This is a genomic window from Actinomadura xylanilytica (assembly GCF_030283145.1).
GTDB lineage: Bacteria > Actinomycetota > Actinomycetes > Streptosporangiales > Streptosporangiaceae > Spirillospora > Spirillospora xylanilytica.
The window spans coordinates 440919-460691 of sequence record NZ_JASNWE010000005.1; the positions used below are offsets into that span (position 1 = coordinate 440919).

20 protein-coding genes and 1 pseudogene are annotated in these 19773 nt (G+C 69.3%); 11 read left to right on the forward strand and 10 right to left on the reverse strand.

Annotated features, from left to right (window positions below; genetic code table 11):
* Positions 1-9: 9 nt before the first annotated feature.
* Positions 10-855: a DUF4097 family beta strand repeat-containing protein gene (locus QP090_RS31865; protein ID WP_285943359.1), complete on the reverse strand. Its 846-nt coding sequence runs from the start codon at positions 853-855 to the stop codon at positions 10-12.
* Between the two features lie 83 nt (positions 856-938).
* Positions 939-1475 carry a toxin-antitoxin system HicB family antitoxin gene (locus QP090_RS31870; RefSeq protein ID WP_285943360.1) on the reverse strand — a complete coding sequence of 179 codons (537 nt, stop codon included), beginning with the start codon at positions 1473-1475 and terminating at the stop codon, positions 939-941.
* Between the two features lie 211 nt (positions 1476-1686).
* On the opposite strand from QP090_RS31870, the gene QP090_RS31875 reads away from it, so the two are divergent.
* The 5 genes from QP090_RS31875 (at position 1687) to QP090_RS31895 (ending at position 4486) form a co-directional block, all read left to right on the forward strand.
* Positions 1687-1893 carry a hypothetical protein gene (locus QP090_RS31875; protein ID WP_285943361.1) on the forward strand — a complete coding sequence of 69 codons (207 nt, stop codon included), beginning with the start codon at positions 1687-1689 and terminating at the stop codon, positions 1891-1893.
* Positions 1894-1927: 34 nt separating this feature from the next.
* Positions 1928-2812, forward strand: a complete 885-nt coding sequence (locus QP090_RS31880) for a DUF2268 domain-containing putative Zn-dependent protease (protein WP_285943362.1) — start codon at positions 1928-1930, stop codon at positions 2810-2812.
* A gap of 10 nt (positions 2813-2822) precedes the next feature.
* Complete coding sequence (locus QP090_RS31885; RefSeq protein WP_285943363.1) at positions 2823-3581, forward strand: MerR family transcriptional regulator; 759 nt, start codon at positions 2823-2825, stop codon at positions 3579-3581.
* Positions 3582-3720: 139 nt separating this feature from the next.
* Entirely contained in the window at positions 3721-4347 is a 627-nt protein-coding gene (locus QP090_RS37775) for a zinc finger domain-containing protein (protein WP_432763094.1), read from the forward strand.
* Positions 4348-4354: 7 nt separating this feature from the next.
* On the forward strand, positions 4355-4486 hold the full coding sequence (locus QP090_RS31895; protein WP_285943365.1) for a hypothetical protein: 132 nt from the start codon (positions 4355-4357) through the stop codon (positions 4484-4486).
* 15 nt (positions 4487-4501) lie between these two features.
* Here the strand turns inward: QP090_RS31895 and QP090_RS31900 are convergent, their stop codons facing one another.
* The 4 genes from QP090_RS31900 to QP090_RS31915 form a co-directional block, all read right to left on the reverse strand.
* On the reverse strand, positions 4502-4690 hold the full coding sequence (locus tag QP090_RS31900; protein ID WP_285943366.1) for a hypothetical protein: 189 nt from the start codon (positions 4688-4690) through the stop codon (positions 4502-4504).
* Between the two features lie 318 nt (positions 4691-5008).
* A complete protein-coding gene (locus tag QP090_RS31905; RefSeq protein WP_285943367.1) occupies positions 5009-5752 on the reverse strand; it encodes a TSUP family transporter in 744 nt (247 codons plus the stop codon).
* 378 nt (positions 5753-6130) lie between these two features.
* A complete protein-coding gene (locus QP090_RS31910; protein WP_285943368.1) occupies positions 6131-6565 on the reverse strand; it encodes a hypothetical protein in 435 nt (144 codons plus the stop codon).
* A gap of 602 nt (positions 6566-7167) precedes the next feature.
* On the reverse strand, positions 7168-9336 hold the full coding sequence (locus tag QP090_RS31915) for an MMPL family transporter (RefSeq protein WP_285943369.1): 2169 nt from the start codon (positions 9334-9336) through the stop codon (positions 7168-7170).
* Positions 9337-9572: 236 nt separating this feature from the next.
* On the opposite strand from QP090_RS31915, the gene QP090_RS31920 reads away from it, so the two are divergent.
* Together QP090_RS31920 and QP090_RS31925 are read left to right on the forward strand one after the other, a co-directional pair.
* Entirely contained in the window at positions 9573-10796 is a 1224-nt protein-coding gene (locus QP090_RS31920) for a sensor histidine kinase (RefSeq protein ID WP_285943370.1), read from the forward strand.
* Positions 10793-11470 (forward strand): response regulator transcription factor, encoded by a 678-nt coding sequence (locus tag QP090_RS31925; protein WP_285943371.1) that lies wholly within the window; start codon positions 10793-10795, stop codon positions 11468-11470. Before QP090_RS31920 ends, QP090_RS31925 begins: the two co-directional genes overlap by 4 nt.
* 129 nt (positions 11471-11599) lie before the next feature.
* Here QP090_RS31925 and QP090_RS31930 read toward each other — a convergent pair whose 3' ends face one another.
* The 3 genes from QP090_RS31930 to QP090_RS31940 form a co-directional block, all read right to left on the reverse strand.
* Positions 11600-12046, reverse strand: a complete 447-nt coding sequence (locus QP090_RS31930; RefSeq protein ID WP_285943372.1) for an FAD-dependent oxidoreductase — start codon at positions 12044-12046, stop codon at positions 11600-11602.
* Positions 12047-12215: 169 nt separating this feature from the next.
* Positions 12216-12950 carry a recombinase family protein gene (locus QP090_RS31935; RefSeq protein WP_432763102.1) on the reverse strand — a complete coding sequence of 245 codons (735 nt, stop codon included), beginning with the start codon at positions 12948-12950 and terminating at the stop codon, positions 12216-12218.
* Between the two features lie 236 nt (positions 12951-13186).
* Entirely contained in the window at positions 13187-14032 is an 846-nt protein-coding gene (locus QP090_RS31940; RefSeq protein WP_160330259.1) for a 4Fe-4S domain-containing protein, read from the reverse strand.
* Between the two features lie 153 nt (positions 14033-14185).
* Here QP090_RS31940 and QP090_RS31945 point away from each other — a divergent pair, with 153 nt between their 5' ends.
* Both QP090_RS31945 and QP090_RS31950 read left to right on the forward strand, forming a co-directional pair.
* Positions 14186-14788 (forward strand): TetR/AcrR family transcriptional regulator, encoded by a 603-nt coding sequence (locus QP090_RS31945; RefSeq protein WP_285943374.1) that lies wholly within the window; start codon positions 14186-14188, stop codon positions 14786-14788.
* 173 nt (positions 14789-14961) lie between these two features.
* Positions 14962-18071, forward strand: a pseudogene (locus tag QP090_RS31950) (Tn3 family transposase); the annotation flags it as partial.
* 370 nt (positions 18072-18441) lie between these two features.
* Here QP090_RS31950 and QP090_RS31955 read toward each other — a convergent pair.
* The gene (locus tag QP090_RS31955; protein WP_107408357.1) at positions 18442-19197 is read right to left on the reverse strand and encodes an alpha/beta fold hydrolase; all 756 of its coding nucleotides are present in this window, start codon (positions 19195-19197) and stop codon (positions 18442-18444) included.
* A gap of 19 nt (positions 19198-19216) precedes the next feature.
* On the opposite strand from QP090_RS31955, the gene QP090_RS31960 reads away from it, so the two are divergent.
* Positions 19217-19420, forward strand: coding sequence for a DMT family transporter (locus QP090_RS31960; RefSeq protein ID WP_285943375.1), 204 nt, complete (start codon positions 19217-19219; stop codon positions 19418-19420).
* Between the two features lie 17 nt (positions 19421-19437).
* Positions 19438-19587: a hypothetical protein gene (locus QP090_RS31965; RefSeq protein WP_177328314.1), complete on the forward strand. Its 150-nt coding sequence runs from the start codon at positions 19438-19440 to the stop codon at positions 19585-19587.
* Positions 19588-19773: the final 186 nt, after the last annotated feature.

The window sequence follows — 19773 nt, forward strand, 5'->3', positions numbered from 1 at the left end:
TTCGGGGGGTCAGGACCGGTGGATGTCGATGTCGCCGTAGTTGGTCTGCGCGCGCACCTCGACAACCGCCTCGGCGGTCTCGGGGCCCTCGGCTGCGGTCAGGGTGTTGCGCACCACGCCGTTCTTGGAGTGCACGTCCAGCCAGGCGGCCGTGCCCTCGGCGATCCCGACGTCGACCTTGCCGGAGCCGTTCTCCAAGTGGAGGGTGCCTTTCACCGCCGCGCTGATCCGGATCCGGCCGTGCGCGGCCTTGGCGGTGAGGTCGGCCAGCACGCGGTCGATGTTGATGTCGCCGGTGGCGGTCTTCACTTGCAGCTCACCGGTCGCATCGCCGAGGGTGATGGCGCCAGTGGAGGTCTTCACCGTGCCGGGGCCGTCGATGGTTCCGATCCGGATCGTCCCGGTGGAGGTGGTCGCCTCGACGGGGCCGGTCACCCGGTCGACGGAGATGTCGCCGATGGACGTCTTGGCCTCCAGCGGGCCGGTCTCCTCCAACCGGACGTCGCCGTTCGAGCTGTGCAGGACGGTCTGACCGAGCGGGCCGGTGGCGATGAAGTCCGCGGCGACTTCGGCCTCGACGCGGGACCCGGCCGGCAGGTCGACGGTCACCTCGATGGAGCCGCGCCAGGGCAGCAGGTACCCCAGGGCCTTGGGCTTGGGGCCCTTGACCAGCAGCCGTCCACCGGAGAACTCGACGATCGTCTGCTCGGCGGCCCGCACGCTCGCCTCGGTGGACGGGTCGCTGGGGCGCACCTCCACCACGGTGTCGGCGCGGTCGCCGGCGTGGATGCGGACCTGGCCGACGTAGATCTGGATGTCGGCGGTGATCGGCTCGGGGGTGTCGAAAGCAGGCATGGCGGAGCCCTCCTCATGGGTCCGGTGGAACATCCCGGCCTCGGGGCCGGGCGATGAGTGGTGATGGGGCCGGGCGGGTGCCGCTAACGCACCCAGCCGGTGTAGCTGCGCCCGCTCTGGGGCTGCTGCGGCCGGTCGGTGGAGCCGCTCCTCGTGCCAGGCTCGAACGCCGCGGAGACGGCGCGCACCAGCCAGGCGTTGACCGAGATCCCCTGCCGGCCGGCCGCCTCCTCCACGCGCCCCTTGAGATGCTCTGGCAATCGCAGCGTCATCCGAGCGGTACCGCCCTCCTCGGCGGACGGCACCTCGGCGGACGCCTGCCCGGCCTCCCGTGCGGTCTCCGCCCCGCCGGCCATGCTCACCGAAGACGGTCCCGGCTGCGGAGGTGTCACCACGAACGCGGGGTCGCCGCCGCGCAGCCGCACGTCGACCGAACCCGGCGCGAGATCACGGGTGATCTCGTCCGCCGCCGCCGACAGCACCTCCAGCATGGTGAGCCTGGCGGCCGATTCCAGGGCACCGGTGAGGCGCTCGGCCAGCGCGCGAGCATCCGGGCCGCCCGCCTCGGCGGCGACGGCGAGCTCGCGGCGGAGGTTCTCCACGTACGGCATCAGATCCATGCCTCAATCATGACGCCACAATGACGTCACGTCAAGCGACCTATGGCGTCACTCTGCCTACAGTCGACGTCACGGGTCGCGCGACCGCTCCGGACATGCCGGATCGGCCCACGAGGAGGATCGGACCGGGTTTGGCGGTAGCGCGGCGGGGTTGGCGACGGTTCGGTGACGGCAGGTCTGGCGTGGTTGGTGGGGCTCTACGTTCCTGGGCATGCCAGTTGATTTCTTGTCGCATGAGCAGGTCGCGCGGTATCGACGGTTCCGTGATGAGGTGACGGTCGGCGAGCTGGAGCAGTTCTTCCGCCTGGATGCCAAGGCGCGGGCGGTGGTGGCGGACAAAGCGGCGAACCGCCGGTCGCGACGGGCCTGGGTGGCGGCATGCCGGGCTGTATCTCGACGAAGAGCGCCGCTGGTTTGACCTTGACGCTGCGTCAACTTCTAGCATCGGGGCCATGCCGATCACCGTTCTTGACACCTACTCCGCCATGCGGCAGATCCTGCTGGCCCCGGTCGCGGACCGCGTTGGCCTGCTGCGTTCGATGCTGGAGGCCAACGCGGGCATGTACCGCTACCACCCAGGCGAGCTCGATCTGGTAGCCGTACACCTCCAATCGTCCGGGTTCCCCATCGACCGCGACGAGGAGCGTTGCCTCGACGCGCTCGAGACCCTGGCGGCGGCCGGGGCCTGGGAGCGGATGCAACGCGCGCTCGACAACGCTCTCGCCGTACTGCTGGAGGCGACGCCGGGGCTGGAGGCCCCGGACATCACCGTGCTGTTCGTCCTCGGCGATCCGGGTGACGAACACTTCATGGGTCCCTGCCAAGGATTGACCGGGTTCGGCGGCATCTCGGGCAACATCGCCATCACGTTCTGGCCCTTCCCCGAGAACGTGGAGCGACTGGAGGCCACCGCCGTGCACGAGCTCAATCACAACCTGCGTTGGAGCCCGGGCGGGGTCATCTGGGACCCGATGACCGTCACGGTCGGCGAGCACATCGTCGGCGAGGGCCTGGCCGACGCCTTCGCCCGACAGCTCTACGGCGACGAGCTTGGCCCCGCCCGCATCGGCGTGCCGCACCTGCACGACGACGAGGTCTTCGCCAAGGTGCTCACCGGGCTCGACGTGACAGGCATGCAGAACTTCACCGCCTGGGTGCACGGCGACCCCGGCGCGGAGCACCTCGGCGTCGCCCCGGTGGGATTGCCGATGGGCGCGGGGTACGCCGCGGGCAACCGGCTGGTCGACACCTACCTGGCGGCGACCGGGCAGACGGCGGCGCAGGCCCTGCTCGCCGACGCCTCGGAGATCATCGCGACCACGCTGCGCCGCGGGTGACAATGGAGCGATGGAGTGGACGATCCAGGAGCTCGCGGCGAGGGCCGGCATCACCAGCCGGACCCTGCGTCACTACGACCGTTTCGGGCTCTTGGTCCCGTCCCGGGTCGGCGCGAACGGGTACCGCTACTACAACCCCGCCGCGGTCGCCCGGCTTCAGCGGATCCTGCTCATGCGTCGGCTCGGCATGGGTTTGCCGGCCATCGCCGAAGTCCTGGCCGAGGAGGTGGACGCGCTCGACGGGCTCCGCGCCCACATCGCCGCGTTGGAAGAGGAACGGGACCGCATCGAACGGCGGATCCACTCTGTGCGTCACACGCTGGAGGCCATGCAGGCGGGGGTGGAACCGCGGATGGATGTCATGTTGGCGGGGTTCAACGACCGCTACAAGGACGAGGTGATCTCACGTTGGGGCGAGCGCGCGTTCCAAGTGAGCAACGACTGGTGGCATGGCAAGAGTCTCGACCAGCAGCGGGCCTGGAAGCAGGACACCGAAGACCTCGTTGCCGCATGGATCGCCGCGGTGAAGGCCGGGGATTCGCCGACATCGGAACACGCTCAGTCACTGGCTGCCCGGCACGTCCAGTGGCTGAGTCAGATCCCGGGCACCCCCACCGCCGAGGGCGACCGGGAGCGCTCGATCGAGATGGTGAACGGCATTGGGGACATGTTCGTCGACGACCCCCGCTTCGCCGCCATGTACGACGACGAGGCGGGGGCGACGTTCGTCCGCGACGCGCTGCACACGTACGCGCGTACCCGGATGTAGCTCGTGCGGTTCGCAGAAATGACCATCTGTGAGAGTTCTGAGAACGGCCCCCGGGTGATCACGTTTCCGCAGGTCGCCGTTCGCGAAAGTCCCCTCAGAACCTGCGCGTTGTGTGAGGCACTTCTGAGAGATCTCCCGTATGGATCTCACGCCCAATCAGGCCGCACTTGCGGTAGAACGTCACGACTGCCCGAACTGTGACGCGCCCGCAGGCAGCGCCTGCCGCACCCGGGGCGGGAGGACCGCCGCGAAGTACCACTCCCCGCTTCGTCCTCGTCCCCGCGCTCCGCGGGGAACTGGAGATCCTTGTCCCCGCCGACCGGTTCCCCCGGGCCGCGCCCGAGACGTCCGTCATCCTCACGGTGCACGAGCTCGAGCGTCTGGCCAGGAACGCCGCCGAGCTGATGACGCTGTCCGCCGAGCTCCAGGCCGGCGGCATCCAGCTCGAGCTCCTCACCGGGCCGCTCACCGGGATCTCCGACCCCAACGGCATGGGCGCGATGTTCTCGCGGTCGCCGGGCAGATCGAGCGCAACTACATCCGGGAGAAGACCCTCAAAGGCCAGGTCATCGCCGCGTCCAAGGGCAACCACGGCGGACGGCCGAAGGTCGTCGACGACGACATGCTCAACTTCGCGGTCGCCCTGAAGGACAAGGGCGTCCCCGTCCCCCGACATCGCGAAGAAGCTCACCATCAAGGTCGGGAAGAGCGCGGGCAAGCACCCCTCGGTCGCCTCGCTCTACCGGGCCCTGGCCGAAGCCGATGACGCCGCGGTGGACGACGGATTGCCGCTGCGGCCCAAGCCCGTACGGAGCCGCTGGCCCGAAGACCCGCTCACCGCCGAGGAGATCGACCTGCGCGATCGGCTCCAATCCCAGCCCCACCCGAACGCCGAGATGCGGTAGAGCCTGCCCTGCGTGCTACCGGCTGTGGTCGGGGACGTGGCGTCGATCGTCCAGGCGCATGTAGTGCCCGGCCGGGTAGTCCGCGTTGAGGGGGAGGACCGGTCGGCCCGTCTCTCCCAAGACCGTCCAGTCCCCGGAACCGCCGGTGAGGATCAGCGGCGGCTCGTCACCGATCCCGCCCTCGGCGCTCGGGCCTGTGGGCACGACCACCTCGATCTGAGTCGAGTCGTCCAGCCCCCGCGAGGAGGAGAAGGAGACGACCGACGGTCAGTGGCTCCGGGGGCGTGTGCTCGTAGCGGTAGACCCTGGCCAACAGGCTCCCCGCGAGACGGTCGACGAAGGCTTAGCGCACGATCTGACACGAATGTTCCTACACCAAGTCCATGATCAAGCGCTTAGCGCCAACGGCTGTACCGCTGGTCTCCAAAGCCGGATAAGAGGGTCAGGCCTCCAGCAGCCGGGCGAGCCCAGGCGTCCGGCGAACGGGGCGCCTTGCGCCGTTGGCGCGAGGGCGATGCCAGGTCAGCCCGTCGTCAGGCCCTTGAGAAGAAGGACCGTGCCACCCATCAGCGCGAGTCCCATCACAAGGCCCTTGAGGCGAACATCCGTGATCTGCTTCGCCAAGGCGGTCCCGATCAGCGCACCGCCGACGACTCCGATACCGGCTAGCGACCATGCGAACCACGTAAGCCTCGGTGCACCGCGCACCATCAGGGAAAGACTGTTTGCCATCACGCTGTAGACCTGCATGTTCGGAACGAACTTCGCCGCCGACCAGCCGGCGTTCGTGGCGTACAGCGAAATCGGCGGCCCGCCAGCACCCGTCGTAGCGTTCATGAATCCGCTTGCCGCGCCCGCCGTGATGGCGCCGGTGCGTCCCGACAACGCGTGTACGCGAACGCCTGCGAGTACCAGCAGAACCGAGACCACGACCACGGTGCCGACACCAACCAACAACGACTGCGCACTGAGCTTGTCCGCGACCCACGCTCCAGCAGGGATCGTCAGCGCCGCAGCCCCGACTAGCGGCAGCATCGACGACCACGTGACCCGTCGCCAGGTGCTCGCGAGTCCGATCGAACTGATCGCGCACGCTGCGGCGTTCGTCAGCAGCACGCCCTGCCAGGGCCCAAGCAGCAGCACCAGGCCCGGGGCGGCGACCAGCGCAAAACCCATACCCGTGAGCCGCTGCAGCGATGCGCCACCCAGGGTTATGAGCCCAATCCATATCGCAAGCACGCGCCACCCTTGCAGGCTGACGCGCAACGGTCAAGCGAGAACTCGGGACAATCGCGCGCCCGGAAATTGTTCTTTAGCGCCGGCTGTCCGCCAGCACACCGCAAGCCCCGGGGTGTGCCTAAACTCATCGACAAACGTTGCCGCTAGACGCGGACGAAACCACAGGTACCTCCGGCGGCGGCAACATCGCCTTCAGGGGACATACGACCCGGAGGTCGTCAGGGGAACCACCAGCGGCGGCGGCAAGGTCGAGTACCTCTAGTACCTCTGACGTTCGCTGCACCACATGAGGGCCCGGCGATGCCGGCCCTTTCTTGATCCCAGACAGCCCGTCATCAAAGACGACCGGCGTCAGAAGACCCGAGCAACCCCCTTTCGCGCTTACTTGGTCTCCCCCCGGGTACGTCAGGTGCCGGCGCCGCCGGTGGACCCGATGGTCAGGCGTTTGTCAGGGCGTGGCGCCCGCCGTCGACGGCGATCAGCGGCCTGAACGCCGAAACGACAGGAGCGGCCCCGAGGAGACGGGAACTTGCGGTCCTTGATCTCCACCCAGTCCAGCGTGGGCAACGCGGTGTCCAGCGCCTCCAGCTCGGCGCGCATCTCGGCTTTCAACTCGGCGCTGAACACCGCCGGGTCCAGCGGCTTGCGCAGCTCGGCGTAGTTGGTCGCACGGCGGGCGGCGAAATCGGCGGGTAGATCCTCCTCCGGGTCGCGGAAGGAGTCCGCGCCGACCACCCAGATCTCCTTGCAGCGCAGCGCCTCGCGCAGCGCCTGGAAGGTGACGATCTCGTACACCATCCGCACCACCCGCCGGCGGCCGCGCTTGTCGCGCTTGAACACCAGGTCCTCCCAGGCCCCAGCGGTTCCGGTGCGATCCAGCTGACGAAGATCGGCCCGGCGGAGGAGCCGCGGAACCTACGCAAGATCAAGAACGAGGTAGGACGCCGCTGGGGTTCGGTGCCGCTGATCGACATGCTCAAGGAGGCGGTGCTGCGCACCGGCTGCCTGAACGCCGTCACCTCGGTGGCGGGCACCTCCAGCCTGGCGCCGGAGGTGTTGGCCGAGCGGCTGATGCTGGCGATCTTCGGGTACGGCACCAACACCGGGATCCGGGCGGTCGCCGGGCCTCGCCGACAACGGCGGTCCGCCGGACAGTGTCGAGCTGGGGCTCGGTCACCGGATCCGCTCCACAGGATCCGCGGCGGCTCGATGAATGAGGCCCGCAGCCGATTGGTCAACGGCACCCGAACCAGCGCGCCCTCGCGACCGCCTACCCCGACCGCACCAGCGCCGCGATCGGGGCCAACATGGTCTTCTACTCGCTCGGTTCCGCGCTGGGAGCGGCCGCGACGACGGCGCTGTTCGACGCCACCGGCTGGCTCGGTCCCGCCGTTCTCGGGGCCGCTCTCGCGCTGGGCGCGCTGGTCACCTGGGCGTTCTTCTCAGCGGCGGCGGGCGGCGGGCGCCGGGGTCGACGCGGGGGTGCCGGGGAGGGGCTCGGTGGCCGGGTCGGTCAGGTGGGGGAGCCGGCGGTCGAGCCAGCGGGGAAGCCACCAGTTGGCTTTGCCCAGCAGGGCCATGGTCGCGGGCACGAGGAGCATCCGGACGAGCGTGGCGTCGAGCATGATCGCAGTGGACAGGCCCAGGCCGAGCATCTTCACTAGCGGTGACGGGTGGGCGACGAAGCCGAGGAAGACCACCGTCATGATCAGAGCGGCGGAGGTGATCACCCGGCCGGTGCCCGCCAGGCCGCGCGCGACCGACTCGGTGCTGTCGCCGGTGGCGTCGTAGCTCTCGCGGATGCGGGAGAGCAGGAACACCTCATAGTCCATGGACAGGCCGAACAGGACCGCGAAGAAGATCGTGGGCAGCGGTGAGGCGGTCGCATACGTTCCGTCCAGGCCGAACAGGTCCGCGCACCACCCCCACTGGAACACCGCGACCACGACGCCGTAGGCGGCGCCGATCGACAGCAGGTTCATGACGGCGGCCTTCAGGGGCACGACGACGGCGCGGAACAGCACCATCAGCAGCAGGAACGACGTGGCCAGGACCGCGGCGATGAAGATCGGGAGGGTCTTGTCGAGCTGCCGGGTGAGGTCGTCGGTCATGGCCGTCATGCCGGAGACGGCGACGTTGGCGGGGGCCAGGTCGCGAACGCGTTCCAGCGTCCGGGAGGTCTCGGCGTCCGCGGGGGCGCCGGTGGGGATCGCGGGCACGACGACCGCGTCTCCCTGGGGAGAGGTCCGCGGCGAGCCCACCGCGGCGATGCCAGGGTCGGCGGTGAGACGTTCGGTGAGGTCGGGGATGGTCTGGGCGGTCACGCCCGGGCGGCGCAGGTCGGCGACGAGCAGCAGCGGGGCGTTGTGGCCGGGGCCGAAGCCCTCTGCCAGCAGGTCGTACGCGCGGCGGTGGGTCGTTCTCGTACTGTCGTCGCCGGCGTCGGGGTAGCCGGTCTGCATCCACAACGCCGGGGCGGCGAGCGTGAGCAGCAGCGCCGATGCGCCGAGCAGATACGGCCAGGGGCGGCCCGAGACATGATGCGCCAGACGCCACCATGCCCCGTCTTCGGTGCGCTTGGCGGGGGAGCGGCGGCGGCGGACGACGCGTCCGGCGTCGATGCGGTCGCCCAGCAGGGACAGCAGTGCGGGCAGCAGGGTGAGGGCGGTGGCCACGGCGAAGAGGACGACCAGCGCGGCGCCGAGCCCGATCGAGGCCAGCAGGCCCAAGCCGGTCAGCAGCAGCGCCGACATCGCGACGACGACGGCGCCTCCGGCGAACAGGACCGCCGAGCCTGCCGACGCCATGGCGTTCGACAGTGCGGTGCGATTGTCCTGACCGGCCGTCCGGTTCTGGCGGTAGCGGGTCACGATGAACAGGGCGTAGTCGATGCCGACGCCCAGACCGATCAGCATTCCGACGCTCGTTGCGGCGCTCGTGACGTCCATGGCATGGGCCAGCAGCGCGATGCCGGACAGCCCGGTGGCCACCGTGACCATCGCGATCGCGATCGGCACCAGGGCGGCGACGACCGTTCCGAAGACGATGAGCAACACGACCAGAGCGGCCAGCAGACCGGCCACCTCGGTGCCCGAGGTCTCGGTCTCGGCGTTGACGAACGCGGCGTCGCCGCCGACCTCCGCGACGGCGCCGGCGGCCCGTACCGGCTCCAGCGCGCCGGTGATCGCCTTCACCGGCTCGGGGCCGAGCCCGGCCGAGGGCCGGTCGAAGGTGACCTCGGCGTAGCCGATGCGCCCATCGCGCGACACCGTGCCGGTGGCGAACGGGTCGGCGACGGCGGCCACGTCCTCGGCATCGGCGATCCGGGCGAGGGCCGCCTGGATGGCGGGTCGGTAGCGGTCGAGCCGGTCACCCTCCGGAGCGGCGAAGACCGCCTTGGCGCTGCCACCGGCCGCCTGCGGGAAGCGCTCCTCCAGAAGCTCCATCGCCCGTTCGCTCTGGCTGCCCGGAGCGACGAGGTCGTCGGCGAACCTGCCGCCTGCGGTGCCCGCCAGCCCGATGACCAGGACGGCCAGGAGGGTCCAGAGCCCGATCGTTAGCCATGGTCGGCGGGCGCTGGCGTCGCCGATGCGACGGATGACGCGATGCATGACGGTGCTCCTTCGGGGGCGGATGCGGCGGCGAGTGCGCCGGGGTGAGCTGTCGCACCCACCGTGCTCGCCGGGGCCGCCGCAGTCGCCCCTCCACCGGCGGAACCGATCCTCGTCGCGCAGCGGAGGCCCGCTCCGCCTCGCGGCGGATGACCGGTGTGCGGTTCCCGCATACGGTGGCCCCGCGCCCGCCGACAAGCCGCGGAGGGCACCGCATCTCGCACCGTGGAGCGCTGGTGAACCGCACAACGCCGCCTTCCCGCCCGCCCGCCGAGGCCGCGGCAGGCCGCCCCGGAAGGCCCTGGGGGCCCTTCGCCCGCTGGCCGCGCGCCATGGACGCCGTCCTCGCCGGGCTGGTCCTCCTCGTGCTGGTGCTCGTGCACGACATGCCCGGAGACGAGCTGGCCTTCCGTCCCCTTCGCGACCTCAATCTCGCCGCCCTGCCGGTCTTCGCCGCGGCCGGTACGGCGTTGTACTGGCGGCGCCGGGCCCCGCTGGCCGTGCTGAGCGTCACCTTGATCGCCTGGGCCCTGTTGCTGCCGACCACGCGCAACCTCGTCGGCGTTCCGGTGCTCATCGCCCTGTACAGCGCCGGGCGGTACTCGCCGGACTCATGGCGGGGGCCCGCGGGCGTCGTGGCGGCCGTCGCCCTGGTCACCGTTGACCTGCGTACGGAATCCACGCCGTGGAGTGAGGCCGTCTTCGGGGTCATCGTCATGGTCGGCCTGTGGTACGTGGGGCGCGGTCTCCGGCTGCGCGATCGCCACGCCGCCTGGCTCGTCGCCGAACAGGCCGTCCGCATCGTGGCCGAGGAGCGGACGCGCATCGCCCGCGAGCTGCACGACGTGGTGGCCCATCGGGTGAGCGTCATGACCGTTCAGGCGGGCGCGGCCAAGGCGATGGCCGCGCACGCCGACGACGGCCCGATTCCGGAGCAGGCACTGCGGGCGATGGGGGCGGTCGAAGAGGAGGGACGGCAGGCGCTGGCCGAGCTGCGCCACCTGCTCGGCGTCCTGCGTCCTGAGAACGATGCGGGCGGCCCCGAGCCCCAGCCCGGCCTGGCCGACGTTTCCCGCCTCGCCGACCAGATCCGCGCAACGGGCGTCGCGGTGACCCTGTCGCTCGCCACGCTCCCGACCGGACTGCCCGCTCGCGTGGACCTGTTCGCCTACCGCATCGTTCAGGAGGCGCTCACCAACGTGCTCAAGCACGCCGGTCCCGGCGCCCACGCCGACGTCCGGCTCGGGGCCGCCGGTGGCGAGATCGTCATCGAGGTGCGCGACGACGGCGGCGGCACCGCCGCCCTGCCGGGAGACGCCCGGGACGGAACGCGCGGCCACGGCATCGTGGGGATGCGGGAGCGGGCGCTACTGTTGGGCGGCACACTCGACGCCGGGCCGCGCCCGGACGGCGGGTTCGACGTCACCGCCCACCTGCCCACCGGAGGCGAGCCCGCGTGAGCATCCGTGTCGCCATCGTCGACGACCAGGCTCTCGTCCGCGGCGGCTTCGCCATGATCTTGCAGATCCACGACGACATCGAGGTCGTCGCCGAGGCCGGGACCGGCACCGAGGCGATCGAGGCGGCGCGCCGGCACCGGCCCGACGTGATCCTCATGGACATCCGGATGCCGGACATGGACGGTCTGGAGGCCACCGAGCGGATCCTGGCCGAATCCGATTGGAACGTCAGGGTGCTCATCCTGACCACGTTCGACCCGGACGAGTACGTCTACCGGGCGATGCACGCCGGTGCCAGCGGCTTCGTCCTCAAGGACATCCCACCCGACCAGCTCGCCACCGCCGTGCGCACCGTCGCCGACGGCGGCGCTCTGCTGGCCCCCTCGATCACCCGCCGGCTGATCGGCCGGTTCGCCCGGCGGCTGAGCGTCAACACCGCCGTGGCCGAACGTCTGGAACGCCTGACCGACCGCGAGCGCGAAGTGATGGCCGCCGTGGCCCGCGGGTCGAGCAACTCCGAGATCGCCAAAGAGCTCTTCATCGGACCCGCGACCGTCAAGACGCACGTCTCCGGCATCCTCACCAAGCTAGGCCTACGTGACCGCACCCAGATCGTCATCTTCGCCTACGAGAGCGGCCTGGTCGAGGCAGGCGACCGCAACATCGGCCACTGACCGGCGGTGGCGGGCCTACACCGGCTTTCGAGCCGCTGGGCGGTCGGGGGGCTCGCTGGAGGTAGCCGCTGGCCGAGCGGAGCCAGGAGATGGAGGACCTGGTGGAGAACGAGTCGGGCATGAGGCCCATCAGCGGTCCCCGGCGGCTGGGATCTTCCGACCCGCGAACCTGGCGACCCTGCGTACGATCTTGGCGCGGGTGCGTTCGTAGCCGCGCAGGTCGCCGACGGACCGGCTCAGCGCCCGGGCGTCCTCCAGCGCCTGGACCCTGCCCATCGCCATCGCCGGAGACATCGTGTGGGCGGCGTCCCCCATGAGGGTGGTGGGGTCGCGGCCCCAGGTCGCCGGGACGCAGTGGCCGTAGTGCGGGGAGAACTGGGCGGTCTGGGCGTGGACGAGCACGGTGGGGAGCGGTTCCGACCAGTGGCCGAAACGTTCGCGCAGCCGGTCCATCACGTCGGGAGCGTCGCCCCGGAACGGGCTGCCCGGCTTGGCGCGCAGGTCGAACCACCACGACATCGTCCCGTGCCCGGCCGAGGCCACGCTGCCGAGCGCGCGCCCGTTGGAGACCAACATGGATCAGCTCCCATGCTCATGGCCCCGTCCGGGCACGAGTACATCCGCACCTGACCATCCACGCCGACGTCACCGCCGAAGCCGTCGCCACCGTGCTTGCGCGGCAAGACCGGGTGTGAGTAGTTGCGGTACAGAAAGTGCCGCTGAGGTTGATCATGTTGAAATTGGCTTACCTCGTCGGCGCTTCGAGCTGACGGGGCACGGCGCCAGCGCGCAGCTCGCGCAGGTCCGGGATGTGGTTGTAGAGGGTGCCTGGGGAGACGCCCAGCAGCTTGGCGATCGAGGTGATCGAGCGGCCGGGGTCAGGCAGCAGATCGCGGGCCGCGCGGATGACTTCCTCAGTGGCGACGCTCGGGCGCCCGCCGACCCGGCCGCGCTCGCGGGCGGCGGCCAGGCCCTCGTTGGTGCCGATGACGATGAGCTCGCGGATGAACTCGGCCAGCGCGGCGAAGACGTGGAAGACGAGCCGGCCGCCGGGGGTGGTGGTGTCCAGGTTCTCGTGCAGCGAGGTGAAGCCGATCCCACGCTCGCGCAGTTCGGCGACCATGTTGATGAGGTCCTGGAGGCTGCGGCCGTAGCGGTCCAGACTCGGGACGACGAGGGTGTCGCCGGGGTCGAGGAAGGCGTGGCACGCCTTCAGTTCGGGGCGGAGTGCGTTCTTGCCGGACTTCTTGTCCGCGAAGATCTTCCGGCACCCGGCGGCGGTGAGCGCGTCGAGCTGCCGCTCCAGCTTCTGCCCGCTGGTCGAGACTCGCGCGTACCCGATCTTGATCTCGGTGCGGACGAGTGGTCCGGCTCGGCCGGTTCGAGGGCGGTCATGGCCCCGGATCGTGTCAGAAAACGGCGATTCGAGGTTATTGAATGACCCAGGTTTTTGAAGGGGTTTTTGAAGGCTCTGCGGGATCCGGGCGGCCTCCCAGAGCGATCTTCAGAAAACGAAGGTTTCTTGAAGATCGTCACGCGGATGGGGCCGTACCGATCGGCGTGGTGGCCCCCGGGATGGCTTCAGCGGTGCCGCGTGCCTGCCAACTGCCGACTCTGGCAGCGCCTGGCAACGCGGGAACCGTCCGACCGCCCCCACCTCACGCTCCACTCGCACGGGTTCGCGGCGCTGACGCGAACCCGTGCGAGTGGAGCGTGCTACTCGTCCGCCAGGTCGCGCTGCAGGCGGGCGACCAGCGCCTGCAGCCGCCGGCGCATGTCGCCCGGTTCGAGCGTCGGGCTCATCGTGCCGTGGGTGGGAACGACCCGTGCGAAATTGAAGCCGTCGAGCCGCTGGAGTGAGCCGACCTGGGCGGGCCAGGAGTACCAGCACACGGACGGTTCTGCGCTGAGGTCATGACGATAGGGGTCCCAGCCGAGCGAGTCGCCGGTGAACAGGGTGCCGTCGTCATTCAGGTACATAACGTGTCCCTCGGTGTGCCCGGGGGTGGGGATCGCCAGCACGCCGGCGGCAACCTCGCAGGTCTCGGCACTTCTCAGGATCCGGCCTGCGAATGGGGCGGCGTCAGCGTCGGCGGCATGGATGACCACTTCAGAGCCGAATGCATCGGCATAGCGCTCGGCGTCGCCGACGTCGTCGCGGTGCGTCAGCAAGATCGCCGTGATTCCACCGAGCGATTCCATCCAGGCGCAGAGCGACGGGGTGAAGCGCGGCGCGTCGACGAGGAGGTTGCCCTCGGTGCGCTGCACGAGGAAGGCGTTGCCGCCTGCGGTTTTGGGCGAGTTCGAGCCCGTCCGCCAGGTGCCGGGTGTGATCTCCAAGGGGTGGTGTCGCCGCCACGTCACGCCGGATTCGGTGCCGATCGACCGGGACGGGCACACCTCGGCGGCGAGCTGTGCCTGCAGGATCTCGTCTTCGGTGGCCGGCTGGCGGGTCATGACGAAATGCTCGCCGTCAGTTGCCAGCCCGAACAGCGTCGGCGCGAGCGAGACCGAACCTCCGCAGCCGATACAGCGGTCGTCGACGAACCAGTCTCCGGCCACGTTCTCAGGGTGACGCCGGTCTCCGCGGGCCATCGCCGTTCCTCCTCTGAGCAAAGGTCACCAGGGGGACAAACGTATCACCTAATGGAACATTGATGTTCCATTAATGATCAGCGATGTAACTTATCGGGGTCCGGTAGTACAGTGACCAGTATGAATGAGCCTGGACCCGAGGCCGCAGGAGCACGAACGCGCAGTCGTACACGCCGCGCCATCCTCAGCGCGGCCGCCTCTGTGCTCGGCCGTGACTATCACGCCACGCTGGCGGATATCGCAGACGCCGCCGGCGTCGGCCGCACGACACTGCACCGCTACTTCTCCGACCGCACCGGGCTCATCAGCGCAGCCATCGAGGACTCCATCGCGGCGATCGATGAGTCGGTGGCCGGCGCGGCCATCGACCAGGGCTCCCCCATCGAGGCGATGCGCAGGCTGGTCACGGCGATGGTGGCGGTCGGCGACCGGCTGGTATTCCTCTTCGGCGATCCACGCGTTCTGGAAGGCCGCGGCGCAGCAAAGACACCGGAGCCTCTCGATGACCCGGTGCTCACTCTCATCAAGCGCGGGCAAGCCGAAGGCGCCTTCGACCCGGACGTCACTCCCGCCTGGATCCAACGTGTGCTCTGGTCGCTGGTGTACACCGGGTACCAGGACGCCGAGGCCTGTGGGCTGCCGAGGCACGGCATCGTCTCCGCTGTCATCCGCACGCTCGAAAACGGTATCCATACGTCGAATCCGGAACACCGTCAGGCATGAGCCGCGAACTCAGCCATCCAACAGGTCCGGGCTTGGGGAACATCGGTACAGCGGTTGGCGCTGAGAACGATCTTGAGACGTGAGCGGTGAACTTCTAGCACGGGTGGTCTGCTTCCCGGGGCCCTTCGGCCAAAGATCCACGTTCTGTAGCGGCGGGTGGTTGGCTCCGCCGCATGCCGGTGGAATTTCTGACGGACGAGCAGGCCGAGGCGTACGGGAAGTTCGTTGAGGAGCCGACGCGCCCGGAGTTGGAGCGCTTCTTCTTCCTGGATGACGTGGACCGGGATCTGATCGCGCTGCGGCGTACGCGGTACCACCAACTGGGCTTCGCGCTGCAGATGTGCACGGTGCGCTACATCGGCAGGTTCCTCCCCGACGATCCTCTGGGTGTGCCGTGGCCGGTGGTGGAGCACCTGGCCGAGCAGCTCGGCATCGAGGACGTCTCGGTCGTGAAGCGGTACACCGAGCGTCCGAAGACCGCGTACGAGCACGCGTGGGAGATCCGGGACGCGTACGAGTATCACGAGTACGACGACCCGGAGTGGGGTCGGAAGTTCCGGACGTTCTTGCACGGGCGGGCGTGGACCGCGCATTCGGAGGGGCCGAAGGCGCTGTTCGACTATGCGGTGGGCTGGCTGCGTAAGCACCGGGTGCTGCTGCCCGGGGTGTCGGTGCTGGCGCGGCAGGTGTCCGAGGTCCGCGAGATCGCGGACAAGCGCCTGCACACGACAGTCGCCAGGGCGGCCTGGTGGGCGGACCGGTCGCTGCCCGCCGACCTGGTGGCGCTGCTGGAGACGCCGGAGGGCAGGCGGTACTCGTATCTGGAGACCACCCGCCGGCCGCCGACGAAGACCACGGGGACGGCGATGAAGCGGGCGTTGGAGCGGGTGGATGAGATCGCCGTGTACCGGCTGGGGCGGGTGAAGCTGGACAAGCTACCGCCGAACCGGCTCGCCGCGCTGGCCCGTTACGGCCTGGGGTCGAAGGCGACAAGCCTGGAGCGGGCGAGCGAGCCGAAGCGCACCGCGATGCTGACCGCGGTGATGCGGCACCTGGAGGCCAAGGCCATCGACGACGCGCTGGAGCTGTTCACGGTGCTGATGTCGACCAAGCTACTCAGTACCGCGAAGCGGCTCACGAACAAGGATCGGCTCTCCACGCTGCCGCAGCTGGAGAAGGCGTCCCGCATCACGGCCCGCATCTCGAAGGTGTTCATGGAGGAGCTGGAGCACATCGAGGAGAGCGGCAAGGCGGTGGATGCGGCCGCGATGTGGAAGGCCCTGGAGGAGGTCGCGCCGAGGGCCCAGCTGTGGAGCGCGGCCGCCACGGTGGCGAGCCTGGTCCCGGAGGACGACAACTCGGCGGAGATCGCGATCCGCGAGGCGTTGGCCAACCGCTACAACACGGTGCGCCCGTTCCTGTCGCTGCTCGGCGACACCAAGATGCTCGGCGCGGCCCCAGCCGGGGAGCGGGTCCTGGCCGCGGTCAAGGGCCTGCCCGCGCTCAGCCGGCGCCAGGTGACGAAGAAGCCGCTGCTGAAGCGGGAGGTTGACGACAAGGTGGTGCCGCCGTACTGGCGCAAGGCGGTGTACGCGAACAAGGACCTGCCGCAGGGCGCGGTGGACCGCGACGCCTATGTGGTGTGCGTGCTGGAGCAGCTGTACCGGGCGCTGGTCAGCCGCGCCATCTTCGCTTCCCCCTCGCACCGCTTCTCCAACCCGCGCGCCCGTCTGCTGGACGGCAAGCCGTGGCTGGCGGTGCGCGAGGACGTACTGGCGGGCCTGAGCCTGGAGGCGCCCGTCGAGGAGCATCTGGCGGAGCTGGTGCGGGTACTGGACGCGGCGTGGAAGCAGATGGCCGAACGCCTCGAAGAGGCCGGCGCGGATGCGAAGGTCAGCATCGAGGTGCAGCCCAACGGGCGGGCCAAGCTGAACGTGGACGCGCTCGGGGCACTCGGGGTGCCCAAGTCGCTGGCCTGGCTGCGGCGCCGGGTGGAGAAGATGCTCCCGAAGATCGACCTGCCGGACCTGCTGTTCGAAGTGCACTCCTGGACCGGGTTCCTGGACGCCTTCGTGCACCTGGGCGACGGCAAGACCCGCATAAAGGACCTCACCACCTCGGTCGTCGCGCTCCTGGTGAGCGAGGCGTGCAACATCGGCATGACCCCGGTGACCAACCCCGGCCACGAGGCGCTGACCCGCTCCCGGCTGGTCCACGTCGACCAGTACTACCTTCGCGCCGACACCATCGCCGCGGCCAACGCCGCTCTGATCGAGGCCCAGGCGAAGGTGCCGATCGTGGCGCACTGGGGCAACGGACTGCTCGCCTCCGTCGACGGACTGCGCTTCGTCGTCCCGGTCCGCTCCATCAGCACCGCCCCGAACCCGAAGTACTTCGGGTTCAAGCGCGGCATCACCTGGCTGAACGCCGTCAATGACCAGGTCTTCGGCATCGGGCAGATGGTCGTCCCTGGCACGCCCCGCGACTCCCTGCACATCCTGGACGCCCTGCTGAACCTCGATGGCGGGGTGAAGCCGGAGATGGTCGCCACCGACAACGCCTCGTACAGCGACATGGTGTTCGGCCTGTTCAAGATCCTGGGCTACAACTTCTCCCCGCGGTTCAAGGACCTGGACGACCAAAGGTTGTGGCGGGCGGAGATGGACGGATCGAGACCGGCGGCTACGGGCCGCTGACGGACCTGGCCCGCACGAACAAGGTGAACCTGAAGAAGGTGACCGCAGAGTGGGAGGAGATGCTGAAGGTGGCCGGCTCGCTGGTCACCAACCAGGTGCGGGCCTATGACCTGCTGCGGATGTTCGGCAGCCATGGACGACCGACGCCGCTGGGGCAGGCGTTCGCCGAGTACGGGCGCATTGCCAAGACCCTGCACCTGCTCCAGGTCGTCGACCCGGTCGATGACACCTACCGGCGGCAGATGGGCAAGCAGCTGTCCGTCCAGGAGTCCCGCCACACGCTCGCCCGGGACATCTGCCACGGCAAGCGGGGCACCATCCACCAGGCATACCGGGACGGCATGGAGGACCAACTCGGATCGCTGGGACTGGTGCTGAACGCCGTCGTGCTCTGGACGACGAAGTACATCGACGCTGCGGTCGCCCAGCTGCGTGCCGAGGGCTACGAGATCAGCGATGAGGATGTCGCCCGCCTCTCCCCGCTGAAGTTCAAGAACCTCAACGTCCTGGGCCGCTACAGCTTCACCCCCTCCACCCCGCGCCAGGGCCTGCGTCCGCTGCGCGACCCGGACGCTCCCGAGCTCGACGATGACGAAGACGGGGACGAGTGGGCCGCCCCGGCACAGGACTCGTCAACTTCTCGCAGTACTACGACTGGGCTGGGAGCAGGGTGAGGCGAACGCTTCGGCCCTCCAGGTGGAAGCTGAGAGGAGAGTGATGAACGAACCGGACGATATGGCCCTTAGAACCCGTCTTTGAACGGCCCTTGAGCAGACTGTCGGGAGAGATCGCGGGAACGCCTCCTCTGATTGGGAACGCATCGAGCCTTCTCGCCGGGCTGAGCGGTCATCGATCGCCCGGCCGTCTCGCTGCCGGGGCGGTTGCGGCAACTCTGATGGACGCGCATCAAGGTGCGAGCGATGAGGTCTCGCGGCACTTCGCCGCCTGGGCAGCGGCTCAGCGGGCGCGGCGGATGGGCTGCCTGGTCTGGGTGGGATTGGTGGTGAGGAAGTCCAGGATGGCCCGATAGACCGGCTCCGGCTTCTCCATCACCAGGAGGTGGGATGTGCCGGGTACGACGGCGAGCTCGGACTCGGGGATCGCCCGGTAGAGCGCGATCGTGTGCTCCAGCGTTACCGCGTCGTCGTCCCCGGACATGACGAGGGTGCGGCTCGCGATGCGGCCGAGGTCGTCCTCTGTCAGGTTCGGCTCGGACCGCGCCATGCGCAGCAGCTTGTCCACGACGACGGGGAAGTGTTCCTGGCCGTCGGGTGACACTTCGCCGTAGCGGGCACCCAGGTACGGCACGGCCTCGGCGAATCCGTCCAGAACGCCGGGCACCAGGCCGCCGTGTCGGAAGTTGCCGCTGATCAGGACGAGACGCCGCACGAGGTCGGGGCGGCGCATCGCGACGATCATCGCCACGTTCGCGCCGTCGCTGTGGCCGACCAGGTGCGCCGGGCCGCCGACCGCCTTCTCCAGGAAGGCGATCATGTCGTCGGCCATGACGTCATACGACAGCGGGCCATGGACGTCGGGTGTGTGGCCGTGACCGCGCCGGTCCACCGTGATGACGCGCAGGCCATCGAGAACGGGCAGGGCCGGGACGAACATCCGCGAGTCGACGAAGCCACCGTGGAGCAGGACGACGGGTTCACCGTCGCCCTGCTCGTCGTACCAGGTCGCAACCTCACCGAGCTGAATGATCGCCATATGATCCATTGTGGCCCACGTGGGACAGCGACGGCATCGGCGGGTCACCCTGAAGAAGATCGACGTCGTCGGCTACGCCGTCTGGGCCGGCATCGAAGCCATCGGCGCGGCCGTCCTCGGTCCGGTGTTCCGGCTGACACGCATTCCGTGTGCCGGTCAGCCGATCGTCCTGGCTGCCCGGCACACGGACTCCGGCCTTGAGGGCCATCGGGGCAGCCGTTAGCGCCAAGGGCTGCCCCGATGGTCCCCAAGGCTGTAGACATCGGCCCCGACCACGAGTTCGACGCCGGGATGGTCGCCGTCGCACGGCGACAGGTCGAACGGATGCGGATGATGGAATGGGAACTTACGGGCGCCCACCCGAGCGACGTCGACCCAGACGCCGAGTGATTCTCACAAACGACCCTTTGCCCGAGCAAGATCAAAGATGGCGTCCCTGTCGATGTCCGAACTCCTCTGCACGTTCGTCCTGGGTTATGGACTGGTTTGCAGAGAACTTCGGATCCTCCTGCTGTCCGTAGTCGTGTGCACTACGGTCACTCTTCGTCCGCACTCGTGTGCGCAACGGTGAGGTCG

What these genes read in the sequence shown, in the direction of transcription:
- QP090_RS31885 (WP_285943363.1), top strand. Translation starts at nt 2,823, where the DNA reads ATGGAGTGGACGATCCAGGAGCTCGCGGCGAGGGCCGGCATCACCAGC.
- QP090_RS31880 (WP_285943362.1), top strand. Translation starts at nt 1,928, where the DNA reads ATGCCGATCACCGTTCTTGACACCTACTCCGCCATGCGGCAGATCCTG.
- QP090_RS31875 (WP_285943361.1), top strand. Translation starts at nt 1,687, where the DNA reads ATGCCAGTTGATTTCTTGTCGCATGAGCAGGTCGCGCGGTATCGACGG.
- QP090_RS31945 (WP_285943374.1), top strand. Translation starts at nt 14,186, where the DNA reads ATGAATGAGCCTGGACCCGAGGCCGCAGGAGCACGAACGCGCAGTCGT.
- QP090_RS31965 (WP_177328314.1), top strand. Translation starts at nt 19,438, where the DNA reads ATGGTCCCCAAGGCTGTAGACATCGGCCCCGACCACGAGTTCGACGCC.
- QP090_RS31865 (WP_285943359.1), bottom strand. Translation starts at nt 855, where the DNA reads ATGCCTGCTTTCGACACCCCCGAGCCGATCACCGCCGACATCCAGATC.
- QP090_RS31955 (WP_107408357.1), bottom strand. Translation starts at nt 19,197, where the DNA reads ATGGCGATCATTCAGCTCGGTGAGGTTGCGACCTGGTACGACGAGCAG.
- QP090_RS31930 (WP_285943372.1), bottom strand. Translation starts at nt 12,046, where the DNA reads ATGTTGGTCTCCAACGGGCGCGCGCTCGGCAGCGTGGCCTCGGCCGGG.
- QP090_RS37775 (WP_432763094.1), top strand. Translation starts at nt 3,721, where the DNA reads ATGGATCTCACGCCCAATCAGGCCGCACTTGCGGTAGAACGTCACGAC.
- QP090_RS31915 (WP_285943369.1), bottom strand. Translation starts at nt 9,336, where the DNA reads ATGCATCGCGTCATCCGTCGCATCGGCGACGCCAGCGCCCGCCGACCA.
- QP090_RS31870 (WP_285943360.1), bottom strand. Translation starts at nt 1,475, where the DNA reads ATGGATCTGATGCCGTACGTGGAGAACCTCCGCCGCGAGCTCGCCGTC.